This is a genomic window from Vibrio agarilyticus, assembly GCF_012641465.1.
Lineage (GTDB): Bacteria > Pseudomonadota > Gammaproteobacteria > Enterobacterales > Vibrionaceae > Vibrio > Vibrio agarilyticus.
Genome location: NZ_JABAIK010000006.1, coordinates 219,789 through 242,449, shown reverse-complemented (window position 1 = coordinate 242,449; position 22,661 = coordinate 219,789). Strand labels below are relative to the sequence as shown.

Below are 22,661 nucleotides of genomic sequence, written 5' to 3'. Positions count from 1 at the left end.
CAAAGCCTCTGAGCATAGACAAGCTAGGTAATGAGGTTTGTGAGAGCCGGCCAACAACGCCGCAACTTCAAGTGGAAAGGGGATAGTTAACGCTAAACTATTACGAAAGCCAGCATCATTGATGTTGGCTTTTTCTGTTAAGGGGAATTATGACATCACACTCATTCGTGCCTAATCGAGCCTCTGTTCCATCATCCAATGGCATAATGCTAACTGCTCACTTACTTGAAGATATCTTGGATCAAGTTCGACCTTTGATAGGTACGGGCCATGTGGCGAGCTACATTCCCGCTCTTGCTAAAGTGCCAGCAACGAAATTGGGCATTGCAGTACTCACCAATCAAGGTGATATGCTCACGGCGGGCGATGCCAATGAAGCCTTCTCGATTCAATCAATTTCAAAGGCGCTCAGTTTAACCTTGGCGCTTGGGCTCTATGCGCCGCAGGAAATTTGGCAAAGAGTCGGTAAAGAGCCTTCAGGTCAGGCGTTTAATTCACTGATCCAGCTTGAGATGGAGCAGGGTATCCCGCGAAATCCGTTTATTAACGCTGGTGCAATTGTGGTTGCGGATCTTTTGCACAGTCGGCTCAGTGCGCCGCGGCAGAGGCTGCTGGAGTTTGTTCGTCAACTTGCTGGCGATAGTCACATTACGTATGACAAAGTCGTTGCCGCCTCGGAAATGATGCACAGCGATCGCAACGCGGCAATAGCCTATCTAATGCGCTCATTTGGCAATTTTAACAATGAGGTGCTTCCGGTTTTAAATAACTATTTTCATGCGTGCGCACTCAAAATGAGCTGTGTTGATCTTGCGCGTACTTTTAGCTATTTGGCCAATCAAGGTGTTTCGATTGAAACGGGTCACGCTGTAATCAGTCCGACTCAAACCAAGCAACTTAATGCGCTTTTAGCCACCTGCGGCTTGTATGATGGTGCAGGTGAGTTTGCCTATCGTGTTGGAATGCCAGGGAAGTCTGGCGTAGGTGGTGGCATTATTGCTGTCGTGCCAGGTGAGATGACCGTTGCGGTGTGGTCTCCTGAGCTTGACAGCTCAGGAAATTCATTAGCAGGGACCGCTGCGTTAGAATTGTTATCCAATCAACTAGGACGCTCAATTTTTTAATCAGAATGAGCGTGTTGCGCTAGCGCTGCATTTGGGGCCGCGTGATTACTCTTCCGCCATAAACGCTTCGAGCAGATCATTGAGAAACAGTTTACCTTTTTCAGTGATTTGCCAATGCGTGTTTGTCTCGCTTAAATACCCTTGAGCAATTGCCCAATCCATGGTGGGTTGAATATGGCTTAGTGGTAACCCTGTGGTAGTGCTAAAATCAGCCTTAGGGCAGGGCTCAATGAGACGAAATCGGTTCATGAAAAACTCAAACGGACGATCGTCGTTTGCAACGTCAAACACGTTGTCGCGATAGGATTTTGTCAAATTACCCTTGGTCGCCAAGTAACCTCTCGGATGCTTAATTTTGCTGGTACGCACAATGCGACCATCGGTAAAGCTGAGCTTACCGTGCGCGCCACAGCCGATGCCAAGATAGTCGCCAAAGCGCCAATAGTTCAAATTGTGACGACATTGAAAGCCAGGTTTGCTGTAGCCTGAGATTTCATATTGCACATATCCGGCGTCAGTCAGTTTGCGATGCCCCTGCTCAAAGATATCCCATAGCTCATCGTCGTCTGGCAACGTGGGCGGTTTATAGTAGAACATGGTGTTAGGTTCTATCGTGAGTTGATACCACGAGAGATGTGGAGGGTTGAGAGCAATGGCTTCGTCAAGATCGCTTAGCGCCTCTTCAATGGTTTGGTCTGGCAGCCCGTGCATTAAATCCAGATTAAAGCTGGGCAGACCGATATCATGCGCAAGGCGTGCGGCTTTTTGGGCTTCAGCGCTGTCATGAATGCGACCGAGTCGTTGAAGTTTTTGATTATCAAAGCTCTGAACCCCAATTGAGATGCGATTGACTCCAGCAGCCAAATAGCCTTTAAAGCGTGTTGCTTCAACCGTTCCTGGGTTTGCTTCCATGGTGATTTCAATATTCGGCGCGAAAGCGATCCGCGCTTTGACCTCATTGAGCATCCTTTCAATGCCTTGCTCAGAGATCAAGCTTGGCGTGCCACCACCAATGAAAATCGAATGCAGCTCTCTTGGGTGAGCGGTTAATGCGTAATCATTAAGATCTTGGTCGAGATCGTCTAACAGTGCATCAATGTAATCCGCTTCGGGAATCGTCCCTTTCAGTTCATGAGAGTTAAAATCACAGTAAGGGCATTTATGAACACACCAAGGAATGTGAACGTAAAGACTCAAAGCCGGTGGAGTGAGTGTTGCCATGGTGATTTAACCCTGTTGACTCAGCAGAGTGTCAAAGAGCTGGCGCAGTGCTTGACCACGGTGAGAAAGCTGTTTTTTGCGCTCAGGCAGTAACTGGGCCGAGGTGCAATTTTCCAGTGGCAGCCAAAAGATAGGATCATAGCCAAAGCCGTGCTCACCTTGCGGCGTATTAAGAATCCGTCCTTCCCATTGGCCGTGGCAAACAATTGGAGTGGGGTCATTTTCATGACGCATGAGTACGAGCACGCAGTGAAATCGCGCGGTGCGCTCGTGTTCAGGTACATCTTTTAAGGCTTCGAGTAGCTTGACGATATTGTCTTGATCGCTCGCATCTTCTCCAGCATAGCGTGCAGAATAAATACCAGGTGCACCGTTGAGAGCATCCACTTCTAATCCCGAATCATCGGCAATAGCGGGTAAACCTGTGATGTGCGCAGCATGGCGCGCTTTGATTATGGCATTTTCAATAAATGTGGTGCCCGTTTCATCGGCATCAGGAACCGCAAATTCACTTTGTGCGTGAACCTCAAAACCAAAATCGGCGAGAAGATCGGCCATTTCGCGGACTTTGCCTTGATTGCCTGTGGCTAGAACGATTTTTTTCATCGAATATCTCTTAGTATGCGCTGAGACGTAAGATCACGGCTCAACATAAAATTTCTGAGTAAAGCTTACGTTGCCCGAACCTTTTAAGCCAGCATCGACATTCAATGTGATGGTCATGATCTCTTCATGACTTATTGGCAACTGGGCCAGATAATAAATCGCCTCACCTTCTTGCACTTGTTCAAACGCCAGTGTTTGTGTTTGCCCAAGTAAATTTTTCGCCTGACCTTGAATGCGCGCTGCTACGGCGGGTTTCCCGGCTTGTCGCGTATCAAGCACGCTGACATTAATCAGCCCTGTGTATCCGTTGCGCTTAATGCCGTAACTGCGCGCAATTTTCGGGGTTAAAAAAGTGGAATTGAACGCGACGTAATGAACTTCAACGTCTTTGAGGGTTTGGAATTGTTCAGCGTGCAGCGTGGTTGCGCTAAAGAACAAGATCAATCCTAGGAGGATGGTTCTCATCATGAACTCCAGTGATATGAGTTAGATGTGATTAAAGCCCTCAGAGGAGGGCTTTAATCACATCAGGGATAGCTTGAGGCGACTCGATTCGAATCTGCTTATGACGACCTAGCTCTCCCTTTTCGACAGTGACCAAACTTTTGGCCACTTTAAATTGCTTGGCGAGATATTGACGCAAATGGGCATTGGCCTTGCCGTCTATCGGTGGTGCGGTGATGGCAATTTTGAACTCGTCACCGTGCGGGCCAATGAATTTATCACTGCTTGCTTTAGGTTGAATATAAAGCCTAAGGCGCAGTGTGTCTCCGTCAAACCAAGCCAACCGCATTAAAGCTGATACCAAATGGGACCAAGCATATCGCCAATCAAAAAGTTGGCAAATTGTAGGCCGATAAACAGCACAAGAATGCTCAAGTCTAAGCCACCCATCGATGGCAATACGCGGCGAATCGGCGCCATCATCGGCTCGGTGAGTTGGTGGAACACATATTCAATTGGGCTGCGACCTTGGCTTACCCAACTTAAAATGGCGCGCAGTAGTAAAACCCAAAAGAGTAGGCTACCGGCCGCTTTGAGCAGTGCCATAAGGCCAAGCAGTAAGAAAGCACTGCCAAAAACAAACTCGCCCGATGCCAGTAGTGTGATCAAGGTGAACTTGAGGACACAAAGCACATAAGCAAAGAGCACAGTGGCCAAATCAATGCTGCCGATAGATGGGATCACGCGCCGCAACGGGCCAACGATCGGTTGAGTGGCTTTGACCACAAATTGAGAAAATGGGTTGTAAAAATCGGCACGTGCCGCTTGTAACCAAATGCGTAACAACACCACCATGATATAAAGATCAAACACAGTAGAGATGAGGAAGTTCATCGCATTCATAGATGCCCCTTTAGCCAAAAATCACTCAACGCTGAGTGAGGTCAATTAGAATAGTTTTTCCATCTCTTCTGCGCGAGTGACGGCCGCTTGCATTGCTCGCGCCACAATTTCGCTAAGATGGTGTTCATTAAAGGTGCGCAGCGCTTCTGCGGTGGTGCCACCTTTTGAAGTGACTTGCTCACGCAGTGTACCCAGTTCAATCTCTGGATTACCAATGACCATTTGCGCTGCGCCAAGAGCCGATTGTTCAACCAGTAATCGTGCGGTTGCTTTATCAAAGCCCTGTGCCATTGCTTCCGCCTGCATCGCCTCCATAAAGAGGAAGAAATACGCTGGCGCGCTTCCTGCTGCTGCAATGACGTTATTAATTCCTGCTTCATGCTCGACCCAACAAACTTTACCAATCGCTTCAAGTAAGTTCTGGGCAAATGTTTTATTGGCGTCACTCACATGAGAGGCAGCATACAAGCCGCTCATACCAAAGCCAAGCAATGCTGGTGTATTTGGCATCACGCGCACTAAATTCAGTGGCTGGGCAAACATTTCATCCAGACGTGCTGCGCTGATCCCTGCGGCAATAGAAATGATCAATTTACCGGAGCAATCAATTGTCTGAAATTCTTTAGTCACCGTTTCCATCAGTTGTGGTTTTACCGCAAGTACCACAACGTCCGCATCCGTGGCGGCCGTTACGTTATCGGCAGTGGTATTAACACCATATTGCTGCGCCAATTGCTCGCGTTGGGCGTCATTGGGATCGGTCGCTGTAATGAGCGCTGCTGGATAGCCACTTGCGACTAATCCGGCAATGATGGAGCGCGCCATGTTGCCAGCACCAATAAACGCAATTGTCTTTTGTTCCATTCTCTGTATTCCTTTATTTACCACGGTTCGCCCATCAGGCATTACTTTGTTCGAGTGTAATCTCGCTCACCAAAAATGGCAGTGCCAATTCGTACCATGGTACTGCCAGCTTCAATCGCTGCCGACATGTCACCACTCATTCCCATCGATAGTGTGTCGATATCAGGATAGTGTTGAGCCAACTGGCGCTGAAGTGTGGCCAATTGCTCAAAGGCCTTTCGCTGAACGTCGTAACTGGCGACATTTTCTGGAATCGACATTAATCCTCTTAATGTGAGGTTGGGTAGGGTTGAAATCAATTGCGCCAATGTAAGAACATCGGCCTCATCGATCCCCGATTTTGAGCTCTCACCACTGGTATTCACCTGAATTAATACTTGCAGCGGCCCTTTTTCTGGAGGGCGTTGGTCATTGAGTCGCTGTGCGATTTTATCGCGATCGACCGTGTGCACCCAATCAAAATGCTCGGCTACCAGACGGCTTTTGTTGGACTGAATCGGGCCAATGAAATGCCATTCAAGCGCAATATCTTGATGATGCTCGCTGAAGAAGCGGGTTTTCTCGACCCCTTCTTGAACATAGTTTTCACCAAACCGCCGTTGACCGGCTTCAATCGCGGCGAGAATGGCGTCAACGGGCTTGGTCTTGCTGACTGCCAGTAATTGTACTGAATGGCGAGCGCGGCCCCACTTTTGTTCGCAACTTTCGATTTGCGAGGTGATCTGTTGAATATTTTGTTGAATACTACTCATAGCTGACTATCAAAAGGGAAATTAAATGGATATCACTGAGTTACTGGATTTTAGTGTAAAGCATAATGCGTCAGATCTACACCTTTCTGCAGGGGTTGCTCCTATGGTTCGTATTGATGGTGAGATGCGTAAGCTTGGTATTCCGGCTTTTGAGCACAGTGATGTGCACCGATTAATTTCTCAAATTATGAATGATGCGCAGCGCAGTGAGTTTGAAGAAAAACTGGAAATTGACTTTTCAGTCGATTTACCTGCGGTCGGACGTTTTAGGGTCAACGCTTTTAATCAAGCCCGTGGCTGTGCAGCCGTGTTTCGTTCCATTCCGATCGATATTCCCTCATTGGCAGAGCTTGATGCTCCGCCTATTTTTGAAAAAATCGCTCAAGCGGAAAAAGGGCTTGTTTTGGTGACTGGGCCAACCGGTTCTGGTAAATCAACCACGCTTGCGGCGATGGTTGATTACATTAATCGCAACACCAATAAGCATATATTGACGATTGAAGATCCGATTGAGTTTGTTCATTCCAGCCAGAAATGTTTGGTGAATCAGCGTGAAGTGCATCGAGATACCAAAAGTTTTAATGCGGCGCTGCGCAGCGCGCTGCGTGAAGATCCTGACGTCATTTTGGTCGGTGAACTGCGCGATCAAGAGACGATAAGCTTAGCGTTAACCGCAGCGGAAACTGGGCATTTAGTGTTTGGTACGTTACATACCAGCTCAGCGGCCAAAACGATTGACCGGATTATTGATGTGTTTCCTGGAGCGGATAAAGCCATGGTGCGCTCGATGCTCTCGGAGTCGCTTCGCGCGGTCATCGCACAAAAATTATTGAAACGTCTGGGTGGAGGGCGCGTGGCCTGCCATGAAATCATGATGGCGACACCTGCGATTCGTAATTTGATCCGTGAGGATAAAGTGGCACAAATGTATTCGATGATCCAAACGGGCGCGGCAAACGGCATGCAAACCATGGATCAATGCGCGCGTATTTTGGTTGCGCAGGGGATCATCGACAGCAGTGAAGCGCAAAAACTGGACGGGCAGGAAAGCGGCGCATTTCAATACAATTAAGGATTGAGCATGAATTTAGATCATATACTTGCGCATATGTTGGCGGTAAAGGCGTCGGATCTCTACCTAACAGTTGGCGCCGCGGTGCAATATCGTATTGATGGCGAACTCACTTCGTTTGGTGAAACGCTCTCGCTTACGCAGGTGAGTGCTTTGCTTGACAGTGCCATGGATGACGAGCGACAGAGGGAGTTTCGCCAGACCCACGAAGCGAATTTTGCCATCGTGCGTGAGTATGGTCGATTTCGTATAAGTGCGTTTTTTCAGCGCGAGCTGCCTGGCGCGGTGATCCGCCGAATCGAAACCGAGATCCCAAGTTTTGACTCGTTGCACCTGCCACCCGTCTTGCAAGATCTTGCCATAGCCAAACGAGGGTTGGTGCTGGTGGTTGGCGCGACAGGGTCGGGTAAATCAACCACCATGGCAGCGATGACAGGCTATCGAAACGATCATCGTAGCGGGCACATTTTAACGGTGGAAGATCCCATAGAATTTGTGCACGAGCATCGACGCTGCATTGTGACCCAACGAGAAGTTGGCCTAGATACGGAAAGCTACGAAGTGGCGCTGAAAAACTCATTACGCCAAGCGCCAGATATGATAGTGATTGGCGAAATACGCAGTCGTGAGACCATGGAATACGCAATGACCTTTGCCGAAACGGGGCACCTGTGTATGGCCACACTGCACGCGAATAATGCCAATCAGGCGCTGGAGCGCATTTTACATTTAGTACCCAAAAGTCAACGTGAACAATTTCTGTTCGATTTGTCGATGAACCTCAAAGGGGTGCTTGGTCAGCAATTGTTGCGAGATGCGCAAGGCAGTGGTCGTCACGGCGTGTTTGAAATTTTACTTAATACACCTCGCGTGAGCGATCTGATTCGGCGTGGTGAATTGCATGAACTGAAAGCGACGATGGCTAGCTCACGTGAAGCGGGAATGAAAACCTTTGATCAGTCATTATTTGAGCTGTTTCAGGCGGGGAAAATCACTCAAGAAGATGCGCTTCACAGTGCCGATTCGGCCAATGATCTGCGCTTAATGATCAAAACCCATCATGGTCATGCACCTAACGGGGTAAATGGTTTAGCAAACATCACGATTGAGATGGATTGAGCGCTGATACAGCGTATCTTGCCTAAAAAGTGCAGAGGGTTAGCCCCACTGCGCTTCAAACCAACTTTCTAAGATCACCACCGCAGATTGGCAATCGACATTTCCTTTGCTGAGCGCCTTATAACCGCCAAACGCAAACAGCTCTGCACGCGCTTCGGTGGTGGAAAGCCGCTCATCATGCAGCTCCACAGCGATACCGAAACGGCCATGCAGACGATTGGCAAATTTCTTGGCGCGAGGAGTGATGGTTTCTAGATCGCGCCCGTGCAAATCAGTCGGTAATCCGACGACGATTAAATTGGGTTGCCACTCTTTAATTTGCTTTTCGATCTCATCCCAATTTGGAATGCCATCATTGGCTTTGAACGCTTTAAGTGGTGATGCGGTGCCGGTAACTTCTTGACCGATGGCGCTACCAATACTTTTGGTACCGAAATCGAACGCCATAATGGTGCGTGACATGAATATTCCTAAAAAATGGGGCCGCGCTTATGCGTGGCCGACTTGATTGGAGAGCTGCGCGGCATCAAACCCAAGTTTTTGTACCGCTTTTGACCAGCGTTCAGTGATGGGCGTATCGAAAATGATCTGCGCATCAGCTTCAATCGTGAGCCATGAATTTTCCGCAAGTTCTGTTTCTAACTGCCCAGCGCTCCACCCCGAGTAACCCAGTGCAACTAAGTAACTACGAGGTTCGGCCTCGGTACCGAGCACGGAGAGAATATCGCGAGAGGTCGTGACGGTGAGTTCATCGGTCATTTGAATGCTTGACTCATAATCGTCGTGTGGGCGGTGTAAAATAAAACCGCGATCTTCGGCGACAGGACCGCCGTTATACACGGGCATTTTCAAACTCTCGACCATCAGCTGAGGGTGAGGGGAGTGAACATCAACCTGCTCAAGCATGTTACCAACAGTGATGTCGATAGGGGCATTGATCATCAGCCCCATCGCCCCTTCATCATTGTGCTCGCAGATGTAAATGACGCAATGTTCAAAGTACGGATCTTTCATTCCCGGCATGGCCACTAAAAAGTGGTTCTTGAGATTCATTGAAGATTCACTCCAGATTCAGCCCTTGCTGACAGTTAGGCTTTAATGCGACGCTCAATCGCGTCCATGAGTTTGCCTGTGATTGAAATATCGTATGCGGCTTCAATTTCACGAATGCAGGTCGGACTGGTGACATTGATCTCAGTGAGTTTATCACCAATGACGTCTAGGCCGACGAAGATGAGCCCTTTCTCTTTAAGTGTAGGCGCAACGGCATTCGCGATTGCGAGATCGGTTTCACTTAATGGACGAGCTTCACCACGACCACCAGCGGCCAAGTTACCACGGGTTTCTCCTTTGGCTGGAATTCGAGCAAGGCAGTAAGGCATAGGTTCGCCATCGACCACAAGAATGCGTTTGTCACCATTGCTGATATCTGGCACAAAAGTTTGTGCCATGGCGTAATATTGCTCATGGTTGGTGAGTGTTTCAATGATCACCGATACGTTTGGATCGCCAGCTTTGACGCGAAAAATAGAAGCGCCGCCCATACCGTCAAGCGGCTTGAGAATGACATCGCCATGTTGCTCACGAAACGCTTTGATTTTGTCGGCTTTGCGAGTCACCAAGGTGGTCGGTGTTAACTCAGGGAACCAAGCGGTGAAGAGCTTTTCATTGCAATCTCGCAAGCTCTGTGGCTTGTTCACAATTAAAGTGCCGCACTCTTCAGCACGTTCAAGAATGTAAGTTGCGTAAATGAATTCGGTGTCAAACGGCGGATCTTTACGCATCAATACCACATCAAGTTCGGCCAATTCAATGGTCTGCTCTGAGTCAAATCGGAACCAATTTTGCGCATCTTCAAACAAGGTTAACCGCTTGGTATCAGCAAAAGCGACGCCTTGCTCTAGGTGCAGATCCGCCATTTCGATGTAGTGAATTTCGTAGCCGCGGCGCTGGGCTTCTAATAGCATCGCAAAGCTTGAGTCTTTTTTGATGTTGATGGACGCAATTGGGTCCATGACAATCCCTAACTTTATCATTGTATCTCTCCGTTTAACCCAGATCGCCAAAGCGAACTTGTAAAGCTGTAATTGCAGTCAGAGCTGCGGTTTCGGTGCGCAATACACGCGGACCCAGTAGAGTTTCCGCAAACTGGTATTGCCTTGTCATGGCAATTTCATCGCCCGTTAAGCCACCTTCTGGGCCAATCAAAAGTTTGACCTGTTCAACTGGCGCTGGCAGCGTATTGATTGAGTACTCTGCGCGAGGGTGTAAGTTGAGCTTGAGCCCAGAGTAAGGCTCTTGGCACCACTGTTCTAATGACATGATAGGCCGAATCTCAGGCACGACATTACGGCCACACTGTTCACATGCGCTAATCGCAATTTTTTGCCATTGCAGTCGTTTTTTCGCAAAGCGTTTTTCATCCAGCTTGACGCCGCAGCGCTCAGAGAGCAGTGGTGTAATGGTATTGACGCCAAGTTCAACCGATTTTTGAATGGTGAACTCCATTTTGTCACCACGTGAAATCACTTGGCCAAGATGCAAATCCAGCGGCGACTCGGCGCTACGCTCTTGTCGCTCAACGACTTCAACAAGGACCTGTTTTTTGCCAACATCGGTCAACTGCGCTGGAAACTGCGCGCCAAGGCCATCAAATAGCAAGACACTATCGCCAGGCTGCATACGCAATACTCGACCGACATGATTGGCCGCGTCCTCTTCAAGAGCAATCTGTTGCCCAAGGTGGAGTGGAGTGGAGTGGTAAATTCGTGGCATGCGCATCGCGATATTCTCGGCAATAGAAAACGTTAGCCTTTAACATGGGTATGTTAGGCATTAAAAACAAGCATTATATACCCGTCCCACTTGAAGTTGCAGCGCTTGTTGTTAACGAGCTTGTTGTTAACGAGATAGGGGCGAGCTCTCACAAACCTCATCACACAGTTTATCTATGTTCACGAAGTGCTCAGAGGCTTTGCTTACTTGCCGCCTAGCTGTAACGGCAAGTTGTTTGGGGATACTTGTCTCGGTTGAAGCGACAGCGTTATGGGTAGGTTATCCGCGTGCCGCACACTGACTCGCAACGAAAGGATTATGATTACCCTGAACGCGGAAAATGCGCTTATCGCGTTCACACTCCCATGGAGTCACGGGATACTGACGATCCCAGGCTTGCATTAACTGACGTTGCGAGCTTGAAAGACGCATACCATATTCTTCACTCATGTATAGATAGGTGCGTGCAATAGAGCCGCGTGCTCTGTCAGGTGGCATCACTTTGCGCGCTTTAAAGTTCACTTGCATCTCACACTGCCCATAAGAAACGCCATCCACACCATTCCACTGACTGAACTGATAATTGGAGCGGTCGCCATTCACTTCGCCAATCGCGGGCACCAAATTGTGCAGATCCGCTTCCATCAAACGAAAGGCTTTATCCTTTCGAGTGCAGTTTTTGCGCCCACCGTTTTGCCAACATTGACGCTGGTGTCCAAGTTCCCAAGCAGAAACCACATGTTCCCATTCAATTCGATTGGCTCTTACGGCTTGAGTTTGCTTACGGATCTTATAGCCACAGTCACTGAGTTGTGGCTCGCCTTTTTTGCCTTGCCAACGGATCTCACAGCCACAATAAAAGCTTTGCGTATGATCTTGATAGATCTTCACCGCTTCTGTTTTGGCTCGAGAAAAAGAGGAGGGGGGCGCCGCGAAAGCCATGCCACTGACAAGCGTTAATAAGGTGGCGGTGATTATCCGTTGAATCATCATGATGCTAAAAGTATGAGTAAAGTATGGTGTAACTCAGTTTAGCACGCAAAATTTATAGCTGATATTGATGGATGAGTAATTAGTTGAGTGGGATATTGTCACTACAGCGAAGGATAAACTGAGGTTTATCCGCTTTTTAGTTGACGTTACAGAGGGGCTCTTACAAACCTCAAAACCTCAGCACATAGTGCAGCGCTGTTCAGAGGCTTTGTTGATTTGCTGCCTACCTGCAACGTCAAGTGGTTTGGGGATATTCAATCTGATTTTTAGGAAGCAGGTTTCAAAGAAGAATTTAACTTAGTTGAATGCCTGTGTGGTGCAATTGAGCGCGGCAGCGGCGGCAGTGATAGCTCGCTTCGCCACGTTGGACTTTGTTGTGGCGGCGTACTGATAATGGCAATGTCTGGCACTGACAGCGATATTCAAAAGTTTTGCCTTGAACTGAGGCAACGGCAAAGTCGTGAGTGGTTCGCGCAGGTAAGCCAAACACGTTTTTCATGATAGTTTGCCATTCGCGGCCATGGGGCTTTACTCGGCCATATAGCTGGTAAACCAGCAGATGAGCTAACTCATGAGGGATCACCTCATCTAAGAAAGCTTGTGGGTTTTCGGCAAATAACGTCGGATTAAGACGGATTTGTTGCGATTGCAGGTACGCTTTTCCCGCGGCTTTTCCGCGCACTGAAAAAAGAAGTTCGGGCTTTGCAAAATTGCGCTTCAACATACGATTAGCGTGGTTAAGGCACTGCTCTAAGCGCGTGTGCGCTGCGTGTTGCAATGAGGTTGAAAGTGTTGGTTTACTGCTTGTGCGGCGAGGTGTTGTTGGCGCTGAGCTAAGTTCCTTCTCGCTTCGTCCAGCTAAGGAAGTGAGCGATACTGCCATTTTGTCGTGTTTACCTTTAGTTATGTGAAAACGAAGTGATATGAAAAGCGGCTCCACGTGAAAAAACGATGGAAGCACGTGAGCTGCGGTGGTGATGATTGCCGCAGCTCATGCGCAGAATAGCAAACTTGGTTTAGTGATGTCTTCTGGAAATGACATTTCGATACGCGTGCCACGTTCCATAACCCAAAATGGGGATGGTGATTAGCATGCCTACGCCAAAGGTAGCAAACCCTATCAACACCCCAAGACCAATAATGGCTGCCCAGAGCGCCATTGCTAATAGATTAGATCGCACCGCATTCACGCTGGTAAATACGGCGGTCATCATATCGACACGGCGTTCCATCATCAGTGGAATGGAAAACGCCGAGATAGCAAACACGATAGTAGCCAATACAATACCCACCGCAGAGCCAATCAAAAGAAAAGGCAGAAAGTCTTGCCATGGCGCGCCTGTGACCGATGGATAAAGGGCGTGAAGTAAGGCGCCAATGCGCATCCAAAACATCATTGCCACTGCGAGTAAAACGGCGAATGCCCATTGTGAGACAGAATTGCGCCCAATCGCTCGCATTGAATGAAGTAAACTGGGCTGGTGGCCTTTCTCGCACGCCCAACTGGCGTCATAGAGTCCTAATGCTAAAAAAGGGCCAATAAGCATAAAAATAATTAAGGCGGGCATGATCACAAGATGAGTCCCTTGCCATTGGATCAATAGGACAATCGCCACCGCAGCTGCCATAAAACAGAGCCCGTAAAAACCACTAATTATCGGCATTGCAAAAAAATCACGGCAGCCCAAAATAAGCCAATTAATCGGCTCATAAGCTTCGACGCGATGACATTTTATGGTTCGGGCGTATTCCGATGTAACTGGCGCGTTTTTCGGTAGTTTCTCTTTCTCAAAATTGTTTGATTGAATGGAACGGGGCATGGCTCCTCCTTTAGCGACCGATTTGAACCCCGTTCTATACCTGCCTACTTGAAAGCGCATTGGGAGACAAAGCGAGTTCTTCTCGCGTGAGTCACACATCTTAGACGGCTTGGGTAAGTGCTCATGCTCAAAAGCCAAGTAATAGGGGGTAAAAATGCTGTTAACATTTTTTTAACTATTGTTGGCGTGAGTGAAAAATACAACTTTTAATCGATAAATAAAGCAATGGCGCAAGCGCTGTACAATGATGCTGGTGTTAGAGGTGCGAATGAGCGATAGAAATGAAAACGCCCCAGCATAGCTGAGGCGAATGGAGCGTTGGAACGCGAATTTATAGGCCAGCGAAGGCGCGGATATCAGCGGCTTTGTCGGTTTTTTCCCATGGGAATTCTTCACGACCAAAGTGACCGTAAGCGGCCGTCTTTTGATAAATAGGTTGCAGTAGATTTAGCATCTCTTGCAGACCATATGGACGCAGATCAAAGTGCTGACGAACGGCTTCGATAATGATCTCAGATGAGACTTTTTCAGTACCAAAGGTTTCTACCATGATTGAGGTTGGATCTGCCACGCCGATAGCGTAAGACAATTGAATTTCACAGCGCTCAGCAAGACCCGCAGCCACGATGTTTTTCGCAACATAGCGCGCAGCGTAAGCGGCAGAGCGGTCAACCTTAGATGGATCTTTACCAGAGAATGCACCGCCGCCGTGACGCGCTGCGCCGCCGTAGGTATCAACAATGATCTTACGACCAGTCAAACCACAGTCACCCATAGGACCACCAATCACAAAACGACCGGTTGGGTTAATGAAGTATTTGGTCTCTTGGTTTAGCCACTCAGAAGGCAATACCGGCTTAATGATCTCTTCCATGACCGCTTCACGCAGATCTGGCGTTGAGATAGTGTCGCAATGCTGAGTTGAAAGCACAACAGCATCAATACCGACGATTTTACCTTGGTCGTATTGGAAAGTTACCTGAGATTTCGCATCTGGACGAAGCCAAGGTAGGGTGCCGTTTTTACGTACGAGCGCTTGGCGCTCCATCAAGCGATGCGCGTATGTAATGGGAGCTGGCATCAATACGTCAGTTTCGTTACAGGCATAGCCGAACATAATGCCTTGGTCACCGGCACCTTGTTCTTTTGGATCGGCTTTATCAACACCTTGGTTAATGTCTGGAGACTGCTTACCAATGGTATTTAGAATCGCGCAAGAGTCAGCATCAAAGCCCATATCTGAATGAACATAACCGATGTCGCGAACCGTTTGACGCGTCAATTCTTCGATATCAACCCAAGCTGATGTTGTGATTTCACCACCTACCATCACCATGCCAGTTTTGACGTAAGTCTCACAGGCAACGCGTGCTTTCGGGTCTTGTTTTAAAATCGCATCAAGAACCGCATCTGAAATTTGGTCTGCGATTTTATCTGGATGACCTTCTGAAACTGACTCAGAAGTGAATAGGTGCTTAGCCATGAGAGCTCCAATAATATCTTGAATGGGTTGCATACGAATACACGGGCATCTGCTATTGCGACGATTGCCGTGTCACCAGCGTATTGAGGTGACGTTTCTCGTCATTGTGCCAATTTAAAACCACAGGCGTTGGCAAGAACCGACTTACACTTGAATGTTTTGTGAACATCAAAGCGTATATATGGTTAGGTGTATTCACATCTAGACGTCTATTTTAATTTCGAACTGGCCGATTTCAAGCTATTTTTCGTGATCCTGACCAATTCGGGTGATAATTTCGCCATTTGATGAGCGCGGAAATGTGAATTATTCTCGAAAGTACGTGCAGTTACTTATACCCTTTCTACTCGAAGTTGCAGCGTTGTTTGCCTTGCTCTCAGCTCAGTGAGCCGGCTCTGAATCCAGCATCTTGAAGTCACTTGGGTATATTCGTAGAGTGAGTTAGAAGAAAATCAAAAATGAAAAGTTGATGTTCAAATCACGCAGTTAACGTCACTTTCCCAACAACTCATTATTTTTTCGTCATAAAGTCACGCTAAACGTTTGCAGTTGCAAAAGGGCTTTGAGACAATACTGCGCGCTAAACCAACACCGTTTTGTTAATTACTTGCGTATCCATTTCAGGAGCAGACATGTCTTCTCGTAAACACCTAGCGAATGCGATCCGTGCCTTAAGCATGGATGGCGTTCAACAAGCGAATTCTGGTCACCCAGGCGCCCCAATGGGCATGGCTGACATTGCCGAAGTGCTTTGGCGCTCTCATCTCAATCACAACCCAGCGAACCCAGAGTGGGCGGATCGCGACCGTTTTGTGTTGTCAAACGGCCACGGTTCAATGTTGATTTATTCACTGCTTCACCTGACGGGTTACGAGCTTTCGATTGACGATTTGAAAAACTTCCGCCAATTGCACTCTAAAACGCCAGGTCACCCAGAATACGGTTACGCACCCGGTGTTGAAACCACGACAGGTCCACTTGGCCAAGGCATTACCAACGCAGTTGGTATGGCCATGGCAGAAAAAGCGTTAGCCGCGCAATTCAACAAAGATGGTCACGATATCGTTGATCACTTTACTTACGTGTTCATGGGCGATGGCTGCTTGATGGAAGGCATCTCTCACGAAGCGTGTTCGCTTGCAGGTACTTTAGGCCTTGGCAAACTGATCGCATTTTGGGATGACAACGGCATCTCTATCGACGGTCATGTTGAAGGCTGGTTCTCAGATGACACGCCAAAACGCTTTGAAGCGTACGGTTGGCATGTTATCCCTGCGGTTGATGGCCATGACGCTGATGCGATCAATGCGGCAATTAATGCCGCTAAAGCGGATCCTCGTCCAACGCTTATCTGTACTAAAACCATCATCGGTTTTGGTTCACCAAACAAATCAGGCTCTCACGATTGCCACGGCGCGCCACTGGGTGCCGAAGAAATCAAAGCGGCACGTGAATTCCTTGGCTGGCCTTATGGTCCATTTGAAATCCCAGCTGATGTTTACGAGCAGTGGGATGCCAAAGCGGCTGGCAGCGAGAAAGAAGCGGCTTGGAACGCAAAATTTGACGCATATGCAGCGGCTTACCCAGCAGAAGCTGCGGAGCTTAAGCGTCGCCTAAACGGTGAACTTCCTGCGCAGTGGGAAGAGAAAGCAACTCAAATTATTGCGGATCTTCAAGCTAACCCTGCGAACATCGCATCACGTAAAGCATCACAAAACGCGCTAGAAGCGTTTGGTGCCATGCTGCCAGAATTTATGGGCGGCTCTGCGGACTTAGCGCCTTCTAACCTCACTATGTGGTCTGGCTCACAATCGCTGACGGCGGATGATTTCTCAGGTAACTACATTCACTACGGTGTGCGTGAATTTGGTATGACTGCGATTATGAACGGTATCGCGCTACACGGCGGTTTCATACCTTACGGTGCTACGTTCCTGATGTTCATGGAGTACGCTCGTAACGCGATGCGTATGGCAGCACTGATGAAAGTGCAAAACATTCAAGTGTACACGCACGACTCGATTGGTCTTGGCGAAGATGGCCCGACTCACCAACCGGTTGAGCAGATGGCGTCACTGCGTTTGACACCAAACATGAGCACATGGCGTCCATGTGACCAAGTTGAATCTGCAGTGGCTTGGAAACTGGCGATTGAGCGTAAAGATGGCCCATCAGCACTGATTTTCTCGCGTCAAAACTTGACTCAGCAACCACGTAGTGCGGAGCAAGTGGCAGACATTGCAAAAGGTGCTTACATCTTGAAAGATTGCGCAGGCAAACCTGAGCTTATCTTTATTGCAACAGGCTCTGAAGTGGAACTTGCTGTGAAAGCGGCAGAAGCGTTGGCAGCAGAAGGCAAAGCAGTACGTGTTGTATCAATGCCATCGACGGATGCGTTTGATAAGCAAGATGCGGCTTACCGTGAGTCTGTATTGCCATCAGATGTGACCGCGCGTATTGCGATTGAAGCAGGTATTGCTGATTTTTGGTACAAATATGTTGGCTTTGGTGGCCGCATCATCGGTATGACAACGTTTGGTGAATCTGCGCCCGCTGAGCAACTGTTCGAAATGTTCGGCTTTACGGTCGAAAATGCTGTAAACACCGCGAAAGAACTGCTGGCGTAAATCGATTTAGCAAGTTTATCTTCAAAAACCGAGCTTCACGCTCGGTTTTTTTATGTCGATATTTTTTGTTTGAGCCGCCACGGCAAGTGGTTTAGCACAGACGGGTAACTCCAAGTTGTTTGAGTACGGCGCTATCAGTTAAGATGCGAGCAACGAATTTAGCGGGAAGCAAATAAATGCTAAAAGTGGCAATCAATGGATTTGGTCGTATTGGTCGCAATGTTCTGCGTGCCATTTATGAAAGCGGCAAACACGATCAAATAGAAGTCGTTGCAGTCAACGAATTAGCTCAACCAGAGGCAATGGCACATTTGCTGCAATACGACACCAGTCATGGGCGTTTTGCAAAGAAAGTCAGTCACGACCAAGAGCATCTCTACATTCATCATCCTGATGGTCAATTCGATACCATTCGAATATTGCACTCAGAAAGTATCGATTTATTGCCTTGGCGTAATCTTGAGGTGGATATGGTCCTTGATTGCACCGGAGTCTTTGGTTCTCAAGCCGATGGACAAGCGCACATTGCCGCTGGGGCGAAGAAGGTACTGTTCTCTCACCCTGGTGCAAATGATTTAGATAACACCATTATTTATGGCGTTAATCATGAAACGCTTACCGCTGAACATCACGTTGTATCGAGTGGTTCATGCACCACCAATTGTATTGTTCCGATCATAAAAGCATTGGATGACGCCTTTGGCATTGAGTCGGGTACCATAACCACGATCCATTCGTCGATGAATGATCAGCAAGTGATTGATGCGTATCATACTGACTTACGTCGTACCCGCGCGGCCAGCCAGTCCATTATTCCCGTCGATACAAAGCTGCATAAAGGAATTGAACGAATATTTCCGAAATTTTCCAACAAATTTGAGGCGATTTCGGTGCGCGTGCCCACGGTAAATGTGACCGCGATGGATCTCAGTGTCACAATTCATGCAAATGTGAAAGTTAATGACGTAAATCAAACCATTATTAACGCTTCTCGGTGTACATTACAGGGCATCGTTGACTATACTGAGGCGCCGCTTGTTTCCATCGACTTTAATCATGATCCGCACAGCGCGATCGTCGACGGAACCCAAACTCGCGTGAGCAATGGCCATCTGGTCAAAATGCTGGTTTGGTGTGATAACGAGTGGGGTTTTGCTAATCGAATGCTAGATACTGCCATAGCGATGCATCATGCACGATAGCAGTGGGCTTGCTGGGTTACTACGCTGCTTTTGCTGATTAAATACTACGTAAGTGAGTTTAAATCGCGCGCAGCTCGTGAGCATATCGATTTTAATTTCTAAGCTTGGCAGGGTGCTGGGCTTTTCAAAAACTTTGAATAATATTGAGAGGACAAATCATGTCTGTAATCAAGATGACTGACCTGGATCTAGCAGGTAAACGTGTATTCATCCGTGCTGACCTAAATGTGCCAGTAAAAGACGGTAAAGTAACTTCAGATGCACGTATCATCGCATCTCTTCCAACTATCAAACTATGCCTAGAAGCTGGCGCGAAAGTTATGGTGACATCTCACCTAGGTCGTCCAACTGAAGGTGAATACGCTGAAGAGTTCTCTCTACAACCAGTAGTAAACTACCTAAACGACGCACTAGATTGCGAAGTGAAACTGGCGAAAGATTACCTAGATGGCCTAGAGCTAAACGCAGGTGAGCTAGTTGTTCTTGAAAACGTTCGCTTCAACAAAGGCGAGAAGAAAAACGACGAAGCGCTATCTAAGAAATACGCTGCGCTTTGTGACGTATTCGTAATGGACGCATTCGGTACTGCGCACCGCGCGCAAGCGTCAACTCACGGCGTTGGTATGTTTGCAGACGTGGCGTGTGCAGGTCCTCTACTTGCGGCTGAGCTAGAAGCACTTGGTAAAGCAATGAGCAACCCAGAGCGTCCTCTAGTGGCTATCGTTGGTGGTTCTAAAGTTTCGACTAAACTGACTGTACTTGAGTCACTATCTAAAATCGCAGACCAATTGGTTGTTGGTGGCGGTATCGCAAACACGTTCATCGCAGCTGAAGGCCACAACGTTGGTAAGTCTCTATACGAAGCTGACCTAATTGAAACTGCGCAAAAATTGATGAAAGAGTGTGCAATTCCTGTTGCGACTGACGTTGCTTGTGCAAAAGCATTTGATGAAAACGCAGAAGCGGAAATCAAAAACGTTGCTGACGTTCAAGACGACGACATGATTTTTGACCTAGGTCCTGATTCAACTGCGGTTCTAGCTGACATCATCGCAAACGCAAAAACCATTCTTTGGAATGGCCCAGTTGGCGTATTCGAATTCAAAAACTTCGAAGCGGGTACCAAAGGTATTTCTGAAGCGATCGCTAAGTCTCCAGCATTCTCTGTTGCAGGTGGTGGTGACACACTCGCTGCTATCGACAAATTCGGTATCAAAGCAGATGTCTCTTACATCTCTACTGGCGGTGGTGCTTTCCTTGAGTTCGTTGAAGGTAAAGTTCTTCCAGCAGTTGAAATGCTAGAAGCACGCGCAAAAGCATAATTTATTGAAAGCGGGGGTATAATCCCCGCTTTCTTGTTTGCTGCATCAGGCGACGATTTTTGTTAGAATCACAGACCTGTTAGCAAACGTTTACAGACTTTAAACTTCCCAAGTTTTCATTTTAAACGACAGATAAATAGGACTCTATCCATGTCTAAGATCTTCGACTTCGTAAAACCAGGCGTTATCTCTGGTGACGACGTACAAAAAGTATTTGAAGTAGCAAAAGAAAATAACTTTGCTCTACCTGCGGTAAACGTAGTAAACACTGATTCTATCAACGGTGTTCTAGAAGCTGCGGCAAAAGCAAAAGCGCCAGTAGTTGTTCAGTTCTCTAACGGCGGTGCGGCATTCTTCTGTGGTAAAGGTCTAAAACTTGAAGGTCAAGAAGCGCAAATCCTTGGCGCAGTAGCGGGTGCTAAGTACGTTCACGCAGTAGCAGAATCTTACGGTGTGCCAGTGATTCTTCACACTGACCACGCAGCAATGAAACTGCTTCCTTGGATCGACGGTCTACTAGATGCTGGCGAAGAGTTCTTCGCTCAAACTGGTAAGCCTCTATTCTCTTCTCACATGATTGACCTTTCTGAAGAGTCACTAGAAGAGAACATTGAAATCTGTGCTAAGTACCTAACTCGCATGGAAAAAATGGGTATGACTCTAGAGTTTGAACTAGGTTGTACTGGCGGCGAAGAAGACGGCGTAGACAACTCTGATATGGATCAGTCTGAGCTATACACTTCTCCAGAAGACGTTGCTTACGCATACGAGAAACTAAGCCCAATCAGCCACCGTTTCACTATCGCGGCTTCTTTCGGTAACGTACACGGTGTTTACCAAGCGGGTAACGTTGTTCTTACTCCAACTATCCTACGCGACTCTCAAGCATACTGTGCAGAGAAATTTGGTATCGCTCCAAATGCGCTAAACTTCGTATTCCACGGCGGTTCTGGCTCTTCTGAAGCTGAAATCAAAGAGTCTATCTCTTACGGTGTTATCAAAATGAACATCGATACTGATACTCAGTGGGCAACTTGGGACGGTATCCGTCAATACGAAGCGAAGAACCACGATTACCTACAAGGTCAAATCGGTAACCCAACGGGTGAAGCTGCGCCTAACAAGAAATACTACGATCCACGCGTATGGCTACGTGCAGGTCAAGAGTCTATGGTTGCACGCCTTGAGAAAGCTTTCGCAGATCTTAACGCAATCGACGTACTATAAGCTGCTAGCTTAATGTAACGAGATTAACCCGCTCTTTTGAGCGGGTTTTTTTGTTTTTAGCGCGAGTGATAAGAGCGTCTTTGTTTGCAAATCTACTCAGTTGCTGTTGTAAAAAAGCTAAGATTAAGTATCTTTTGCGCTAAAGCGGCACATTTAACATGAAGAGGATGAAAACGTGACCGAATCAACCACACAAGTAACAGAGACGGGTCTGGAAACTTGGACGATAAAAGAGCTTACTCTTTGGCTTTCAAACAATAGCGATCTTTTGGTGCAATACGGGGTAAACATCGTGTCTGCGCTGCTGATCCTATTTGTCGGTAATTTGGTGGTCAAAGGGGTTGCAGGCAGTGTTGCCAAAGTGCTTCACCGTAAGAAGATGGATCCGGCTGTTGTCGAATTTCTGCATGGCTTAGTACGCTATACACTGCTCGTGATTGTTTTAATTGCTGCGCTAAGTCGCATCGGTGTTCAAACCGCATCGGTTGTGGCGGTGATTGGTGCTGCAGGTTTAGCGATTGGTTTGGCGCTGCAAGGCTCATTGTCAAACTTTGCCGCAGGTGTGCTGATTGTGGCGTTTCGTCCATTTAAATCGGGGGATTATGTCGAGGTTTCTGGCGTTGCCGGTTCGGTTGAAGGAATTCAAATTTTCCAAACCGTATTAAAAACACCGGATAATAAAATGGTTGTGGTACCAAACTCGGCGATTATCGGCGGACCCATTACCAACTATTCACGCCATGATACGCGTCGTATTGATTTGATGATTGGTGTGTCCTATAAGTCCGACTTGCAGCTCACCAAGCGAGTGATCCGTGAAACTTTGGAAAAAGACAGCCGTATCTTGAAAGATCCTGACATTCAAATTGGCGTTTTAGCGCTGGCCGATTCCTCGGTGAATTTGGTTGTGCGTCCATGGTGTCGCACCGTCGATTATTGGGATGTTTACCTTGATGCGATGCAAGCGATTAAAGAAGCGCTGGATGAAAATGGTATTGAGATCCCATTCCCGCAAATGGATGTGCATCTGAATAAAGTAGATTCAGCAGCAAACGCTTAATTACAAGCGACGTGTAAAACAGAAAAAGCGAGGTAATACTCGCTTTT

The 22,661-nt window shown here is 47.7% G+C and carries 23 protein-coding genes; 8 read left to right on the top strand and 15 right to left on the bottom strand.

The genetic code is table 11. From position 1 onward, the window contains the following. The first annotated feature begins 206 nt into the window (after positions 1-206). Positions 207-1,124, top strand: coding sequence for a glutaminase B (glsB, locus tag HGP28_RS08240; protein ID WP_168835997.1), 918 nt, complete (start codon positions 207-209; stop codon positions 1,122-1,124). 45 nt (positions 1,125-1,169) lie between these two features. Here the strand turns inward: glsB and hemW are convergent, their stop codons facing one another. Genes hemW through HGP28_RS08205 form a run of 7 tightly spaced genes read right to left on the bottom strand, consistent with a single transcriptional unit; the run spans position 1,170 to position 5,914 of the window. Continuing rightward, complete coding sequence (gene hemW / locus HGP28_RS08235; protein WP_168835980.1) at positions 1,170-2,345, bottom strand: radical SAM family heme chaperone HemW; 1,176 nt, start codon at positions 2,343-2,345, stop codon at positions 1,170-1,172. A gap of 6 nt (positions 2,346-2,351) precedes the next feature. After that, positions 2,352-2,951 carry an XTP/dITP diphosphatase gene (locus tag HGP28_RS08230; protein ID WP_168835979.1) on the bottom strand — a complete coding sequence of 200 codons (600 nt, stop codon included), beginning with the start codon at positions 2,949-2,951 and terminating at the stop codon, positions 2,352-2,354. A gap of 33 nt (positions 2,952-2,984) precedes the next feature. After that, positions 2,985-3,416, bottom strand: coding sequence for a DUF4426 domain-containing protein (locus HGP28_RS08225; RefSeq protein WP_246225645.1), 432 nt, complete (start codon positions 3,414-3,416; stop codon positions 2,985-2,987). A gap of 40 nt (positions 3,417-3,456) precedes the next feature. Continuing rightward, complete coding sequence (yggU, locus tag HGP28_RS08220; RefSeq protein WP_168835977.1) at positions 3,457-3,744, bottom strand: DUF167 family protein YggU; 288 nt, start codon at positions 3,742-3,744, stop codon at positions 3,457-3,459. Further along, entirely contained in the window at positions 3,744-4,298 is a 555-nt protein-coding gene (locus HGP28_RS08215) for a YggT family protein (RefSeq protein ID WP_168835976.1), read from the bottom strand. Before HGP28_RS08215 ends, yggU begins: the two co-directional genes overlap by 1 nt. Before the next feature lie 45 nt (positions 4,299-4,343). After that, positions 4,344-5,204, bottom strand: a complete 861-nt coding sequence (gene proC / locus HGP28_RS08210; RefSeq protein ID WP_168835975.1) for a pyrroline-5-carboxylate reductase — start codon at positions 5,202-5,204, stop codon at positions 4,344-4,346. Further along, positions 5,204-5,914, bottom strand: a complete 711-nt coding sequence (locus tag HGP28_RS08205; RefSeq protein WP_168835974.1) for a YggS family pyridoxal phosphate-dependent enzyme — start codon at positions 5,912-5,914, stop codon at positions 5,204-5,206. Before HGP28_RS08205 ends, proC begins: the two co-directional genes overlap by 1 nt. 25 nt (positions 5,915-5,939) lie before the next feature. On the opposite strand from HGP28_RS08205, the gene HGP28_RS08200 reads away from it, so the two are divergent. Both HGP28_RS08200 and HGP28_RS08195 read left to right on the top strand, forming a co-directional pair. Further along, on the top strand, positions 5,940-6,986 hold the full coding sequence (locus tag HGP28_RS08200) for a type IV pilus twitching motility protein PilT (protein WP_168835973.1): 1,047 nt from the start codon (positions 5,940-5,942) through the stop codon (positions 6,984-6,986). A 9-nt stretch (positions 6,987-6,995) separates the two neighbouring features. Next, complete coding sequence (locus HGP28_RS08195) at positions 6,996-8,105, top strand: PilT/PilU family type 4a pilus ATPase (protein ID WP_168835972.1); 1,110 nt, start codon at positions 6,996-6,998, stop codon at positions 8,103-8,105. Between the two features lie 39 nt (positions 8,106-8,144). On the opposite strand, the gene ruvX is transcribed toward HGP28_RS08195, so the two are convergent. From ruvX to metK, 8 genes are all read right to left on the bottom strand, one after another. Continuing rightward, the gene (gene ruvX, locus HGP28_RS08190) at positions 8,145-8,567 is read right to left on the bottom strand and encodes a Holliday junction resolvase RuvX (protein WP_168835971.1); all 423 of its coding nucleotides are present in this window, start codon (positions 8,565-8,567) and stop codon (positions 8,145-8,147) included. A 27-nt stretch (positions 8,568-8,594) separates the two neighbouring features. Next, a complete protein-coding gene (locus HGP28_RS08185) occupies positions 8,595-9,158 on the bottom strand; it encodes a YqgE/AlgH family protein (RefSeq protein WP_168835970.1) in 564 nt (187 codons plus the stop codon). A gap of 35 nt (positions 9,159-9,193) precedes the next feature. Further along, positions 9,194-10,141, bottom strand: a complete 948-nt coding sequence (gene gshB / locus HGP28_RS08180) for a glutathione synthase (RefSeq protein WP_168835969.1) — start codon at positions 10,139-10,141, stop codon at positions 9,194-9,196. A 13-nt stretch (positions 10,142-10,154) separates the two neighbouring features. Beyond that, positions 10,155-10,886 carry a 16S rRNA (uracil(1498)-N(3))-methyltransferase gene (gene rsmE / locus HGP28_RS08175; protein WP_168835968.1) on the bottom strand — a complete coding sequence of 244 codons (732 nt, stop codon included), beginning with the start codon at positions 10,884-10,886 and terminating at the stop codon, positions 10,155-10,157. A 273-nt stretch (positions 10,887-11,159) separates the two neighbouring features. Continuing rightward, entirely contained in the window at positions 11,160-11,870 is a 711-nt protein-coding gene (locus HGP28_RS08170) for an endonuclease (RefSeq protein WP_281355546.1), read from the bottom strand. 295 nt (positions 11,871-12,165) lie between these two features. Then, positions 12,166-12,756 (bottom strand): SprT family zinc-dependent metalloprotease, encoded by a 591-nt coding sequence (locus tag HGP28_RS08165; protein WP_168835966.1) that lies wholly within the window; start codon positions 12,754-12,756, stop codon positions 12,166-12,168. 133 nt (positions 12,757-12,889) lie between these two features. After that, positions 12,890-13,693, bottom strand: a complete 804-nt coding sequence (locus tag HGP28_RS08160; RefSeq protein ID WP_168835965.1) for a DUF2189 domain-containing protein — start codon at positions 13,691-13,693, stop codon at positions 12,890-12,892. A gap of 331 nt (positions 13,694-14,024) precedes the next feature. Beyond that, a complete protein-coding gene (gene metK, locus HGP28_RS08155) occupies positions 14,025-15,176 on the bottom strand; it encodes a methionine adenosyltransferase (RefSeq protein WP_168835964.1) in 1,152 nt (383 codons plus the stop codon). 632 nt (positions 15,177-15,808) lie between these two features. Here metK and tkt point away from each other — a divergent pair. The 5 genes from tkt (at position 15,809) to HGP28_RS08130 (ending at position 22,614) form a co-directional block, all read left to right on the top strand. Beyond that, positions 15,809-17,803, top strand: coding sequence for a transketolase (gene tkt / locus HGP28_RS08150; protein ID WP_168835963.1), 1,995 nt, complete (start codon positions 15,809-15,811; stop codon positions 17,801-17,803). 176 nt (positions 17,804-17,979) lie between these two features. Beyond that, on the top strand, positions 17,980-19,005 hold the full coding sequence (gene epd, locus HGP28_RS08145) for an erythrose-4-phosphate dehydrogenase (RefSeq protein WP_168835962.1): 1,026 nt from the start codon (positions 17,980-17,982) through the stop codon (positions 19,003-19,005). 158 nt (positions 19,006-19,163) lie between these two features. Further along, positions 19,164-20,327, top strand: coding sequence for a phosphoglycerate kinase (locus HGP28_RS08140; RefSeq protein WP_168835961.1), 1,164 nt, complete (start codon positions 19,164-19,166; stop codon positions 20,325-20,327). A 150-nt stretch (positions 20,328-20,477) separates the two neighbouring features. Next, positions 20,478-21,554, top strand: coding sequence for a class II fructose-bisphosphate aldolase (gene fbaA / locus HGP28_RS08135; RefSeq protein ID WP_168835960.1), 1,077 nt, complete (start codon positions 20,478-20,480; stop codon positions 21,552-21,554). Positions 21,555-21,765: 211 nt separating this feature from the next. Continuing rightward, the gene (locus tag HGP28_RS08130; RefSeq protein WP_168835996.1) at positions 21,766-22,614 is read left to right on the top strand and encodes a mechanosensitive ion channel domain-containing protein; all 849 of its coding nucleotides are present in this window, start codon (positions 21,766-21,768) and stop codon (positions 22,612-22,614) included. Positions 22,615-22,661: the final 47 nt, after the last annotated feature.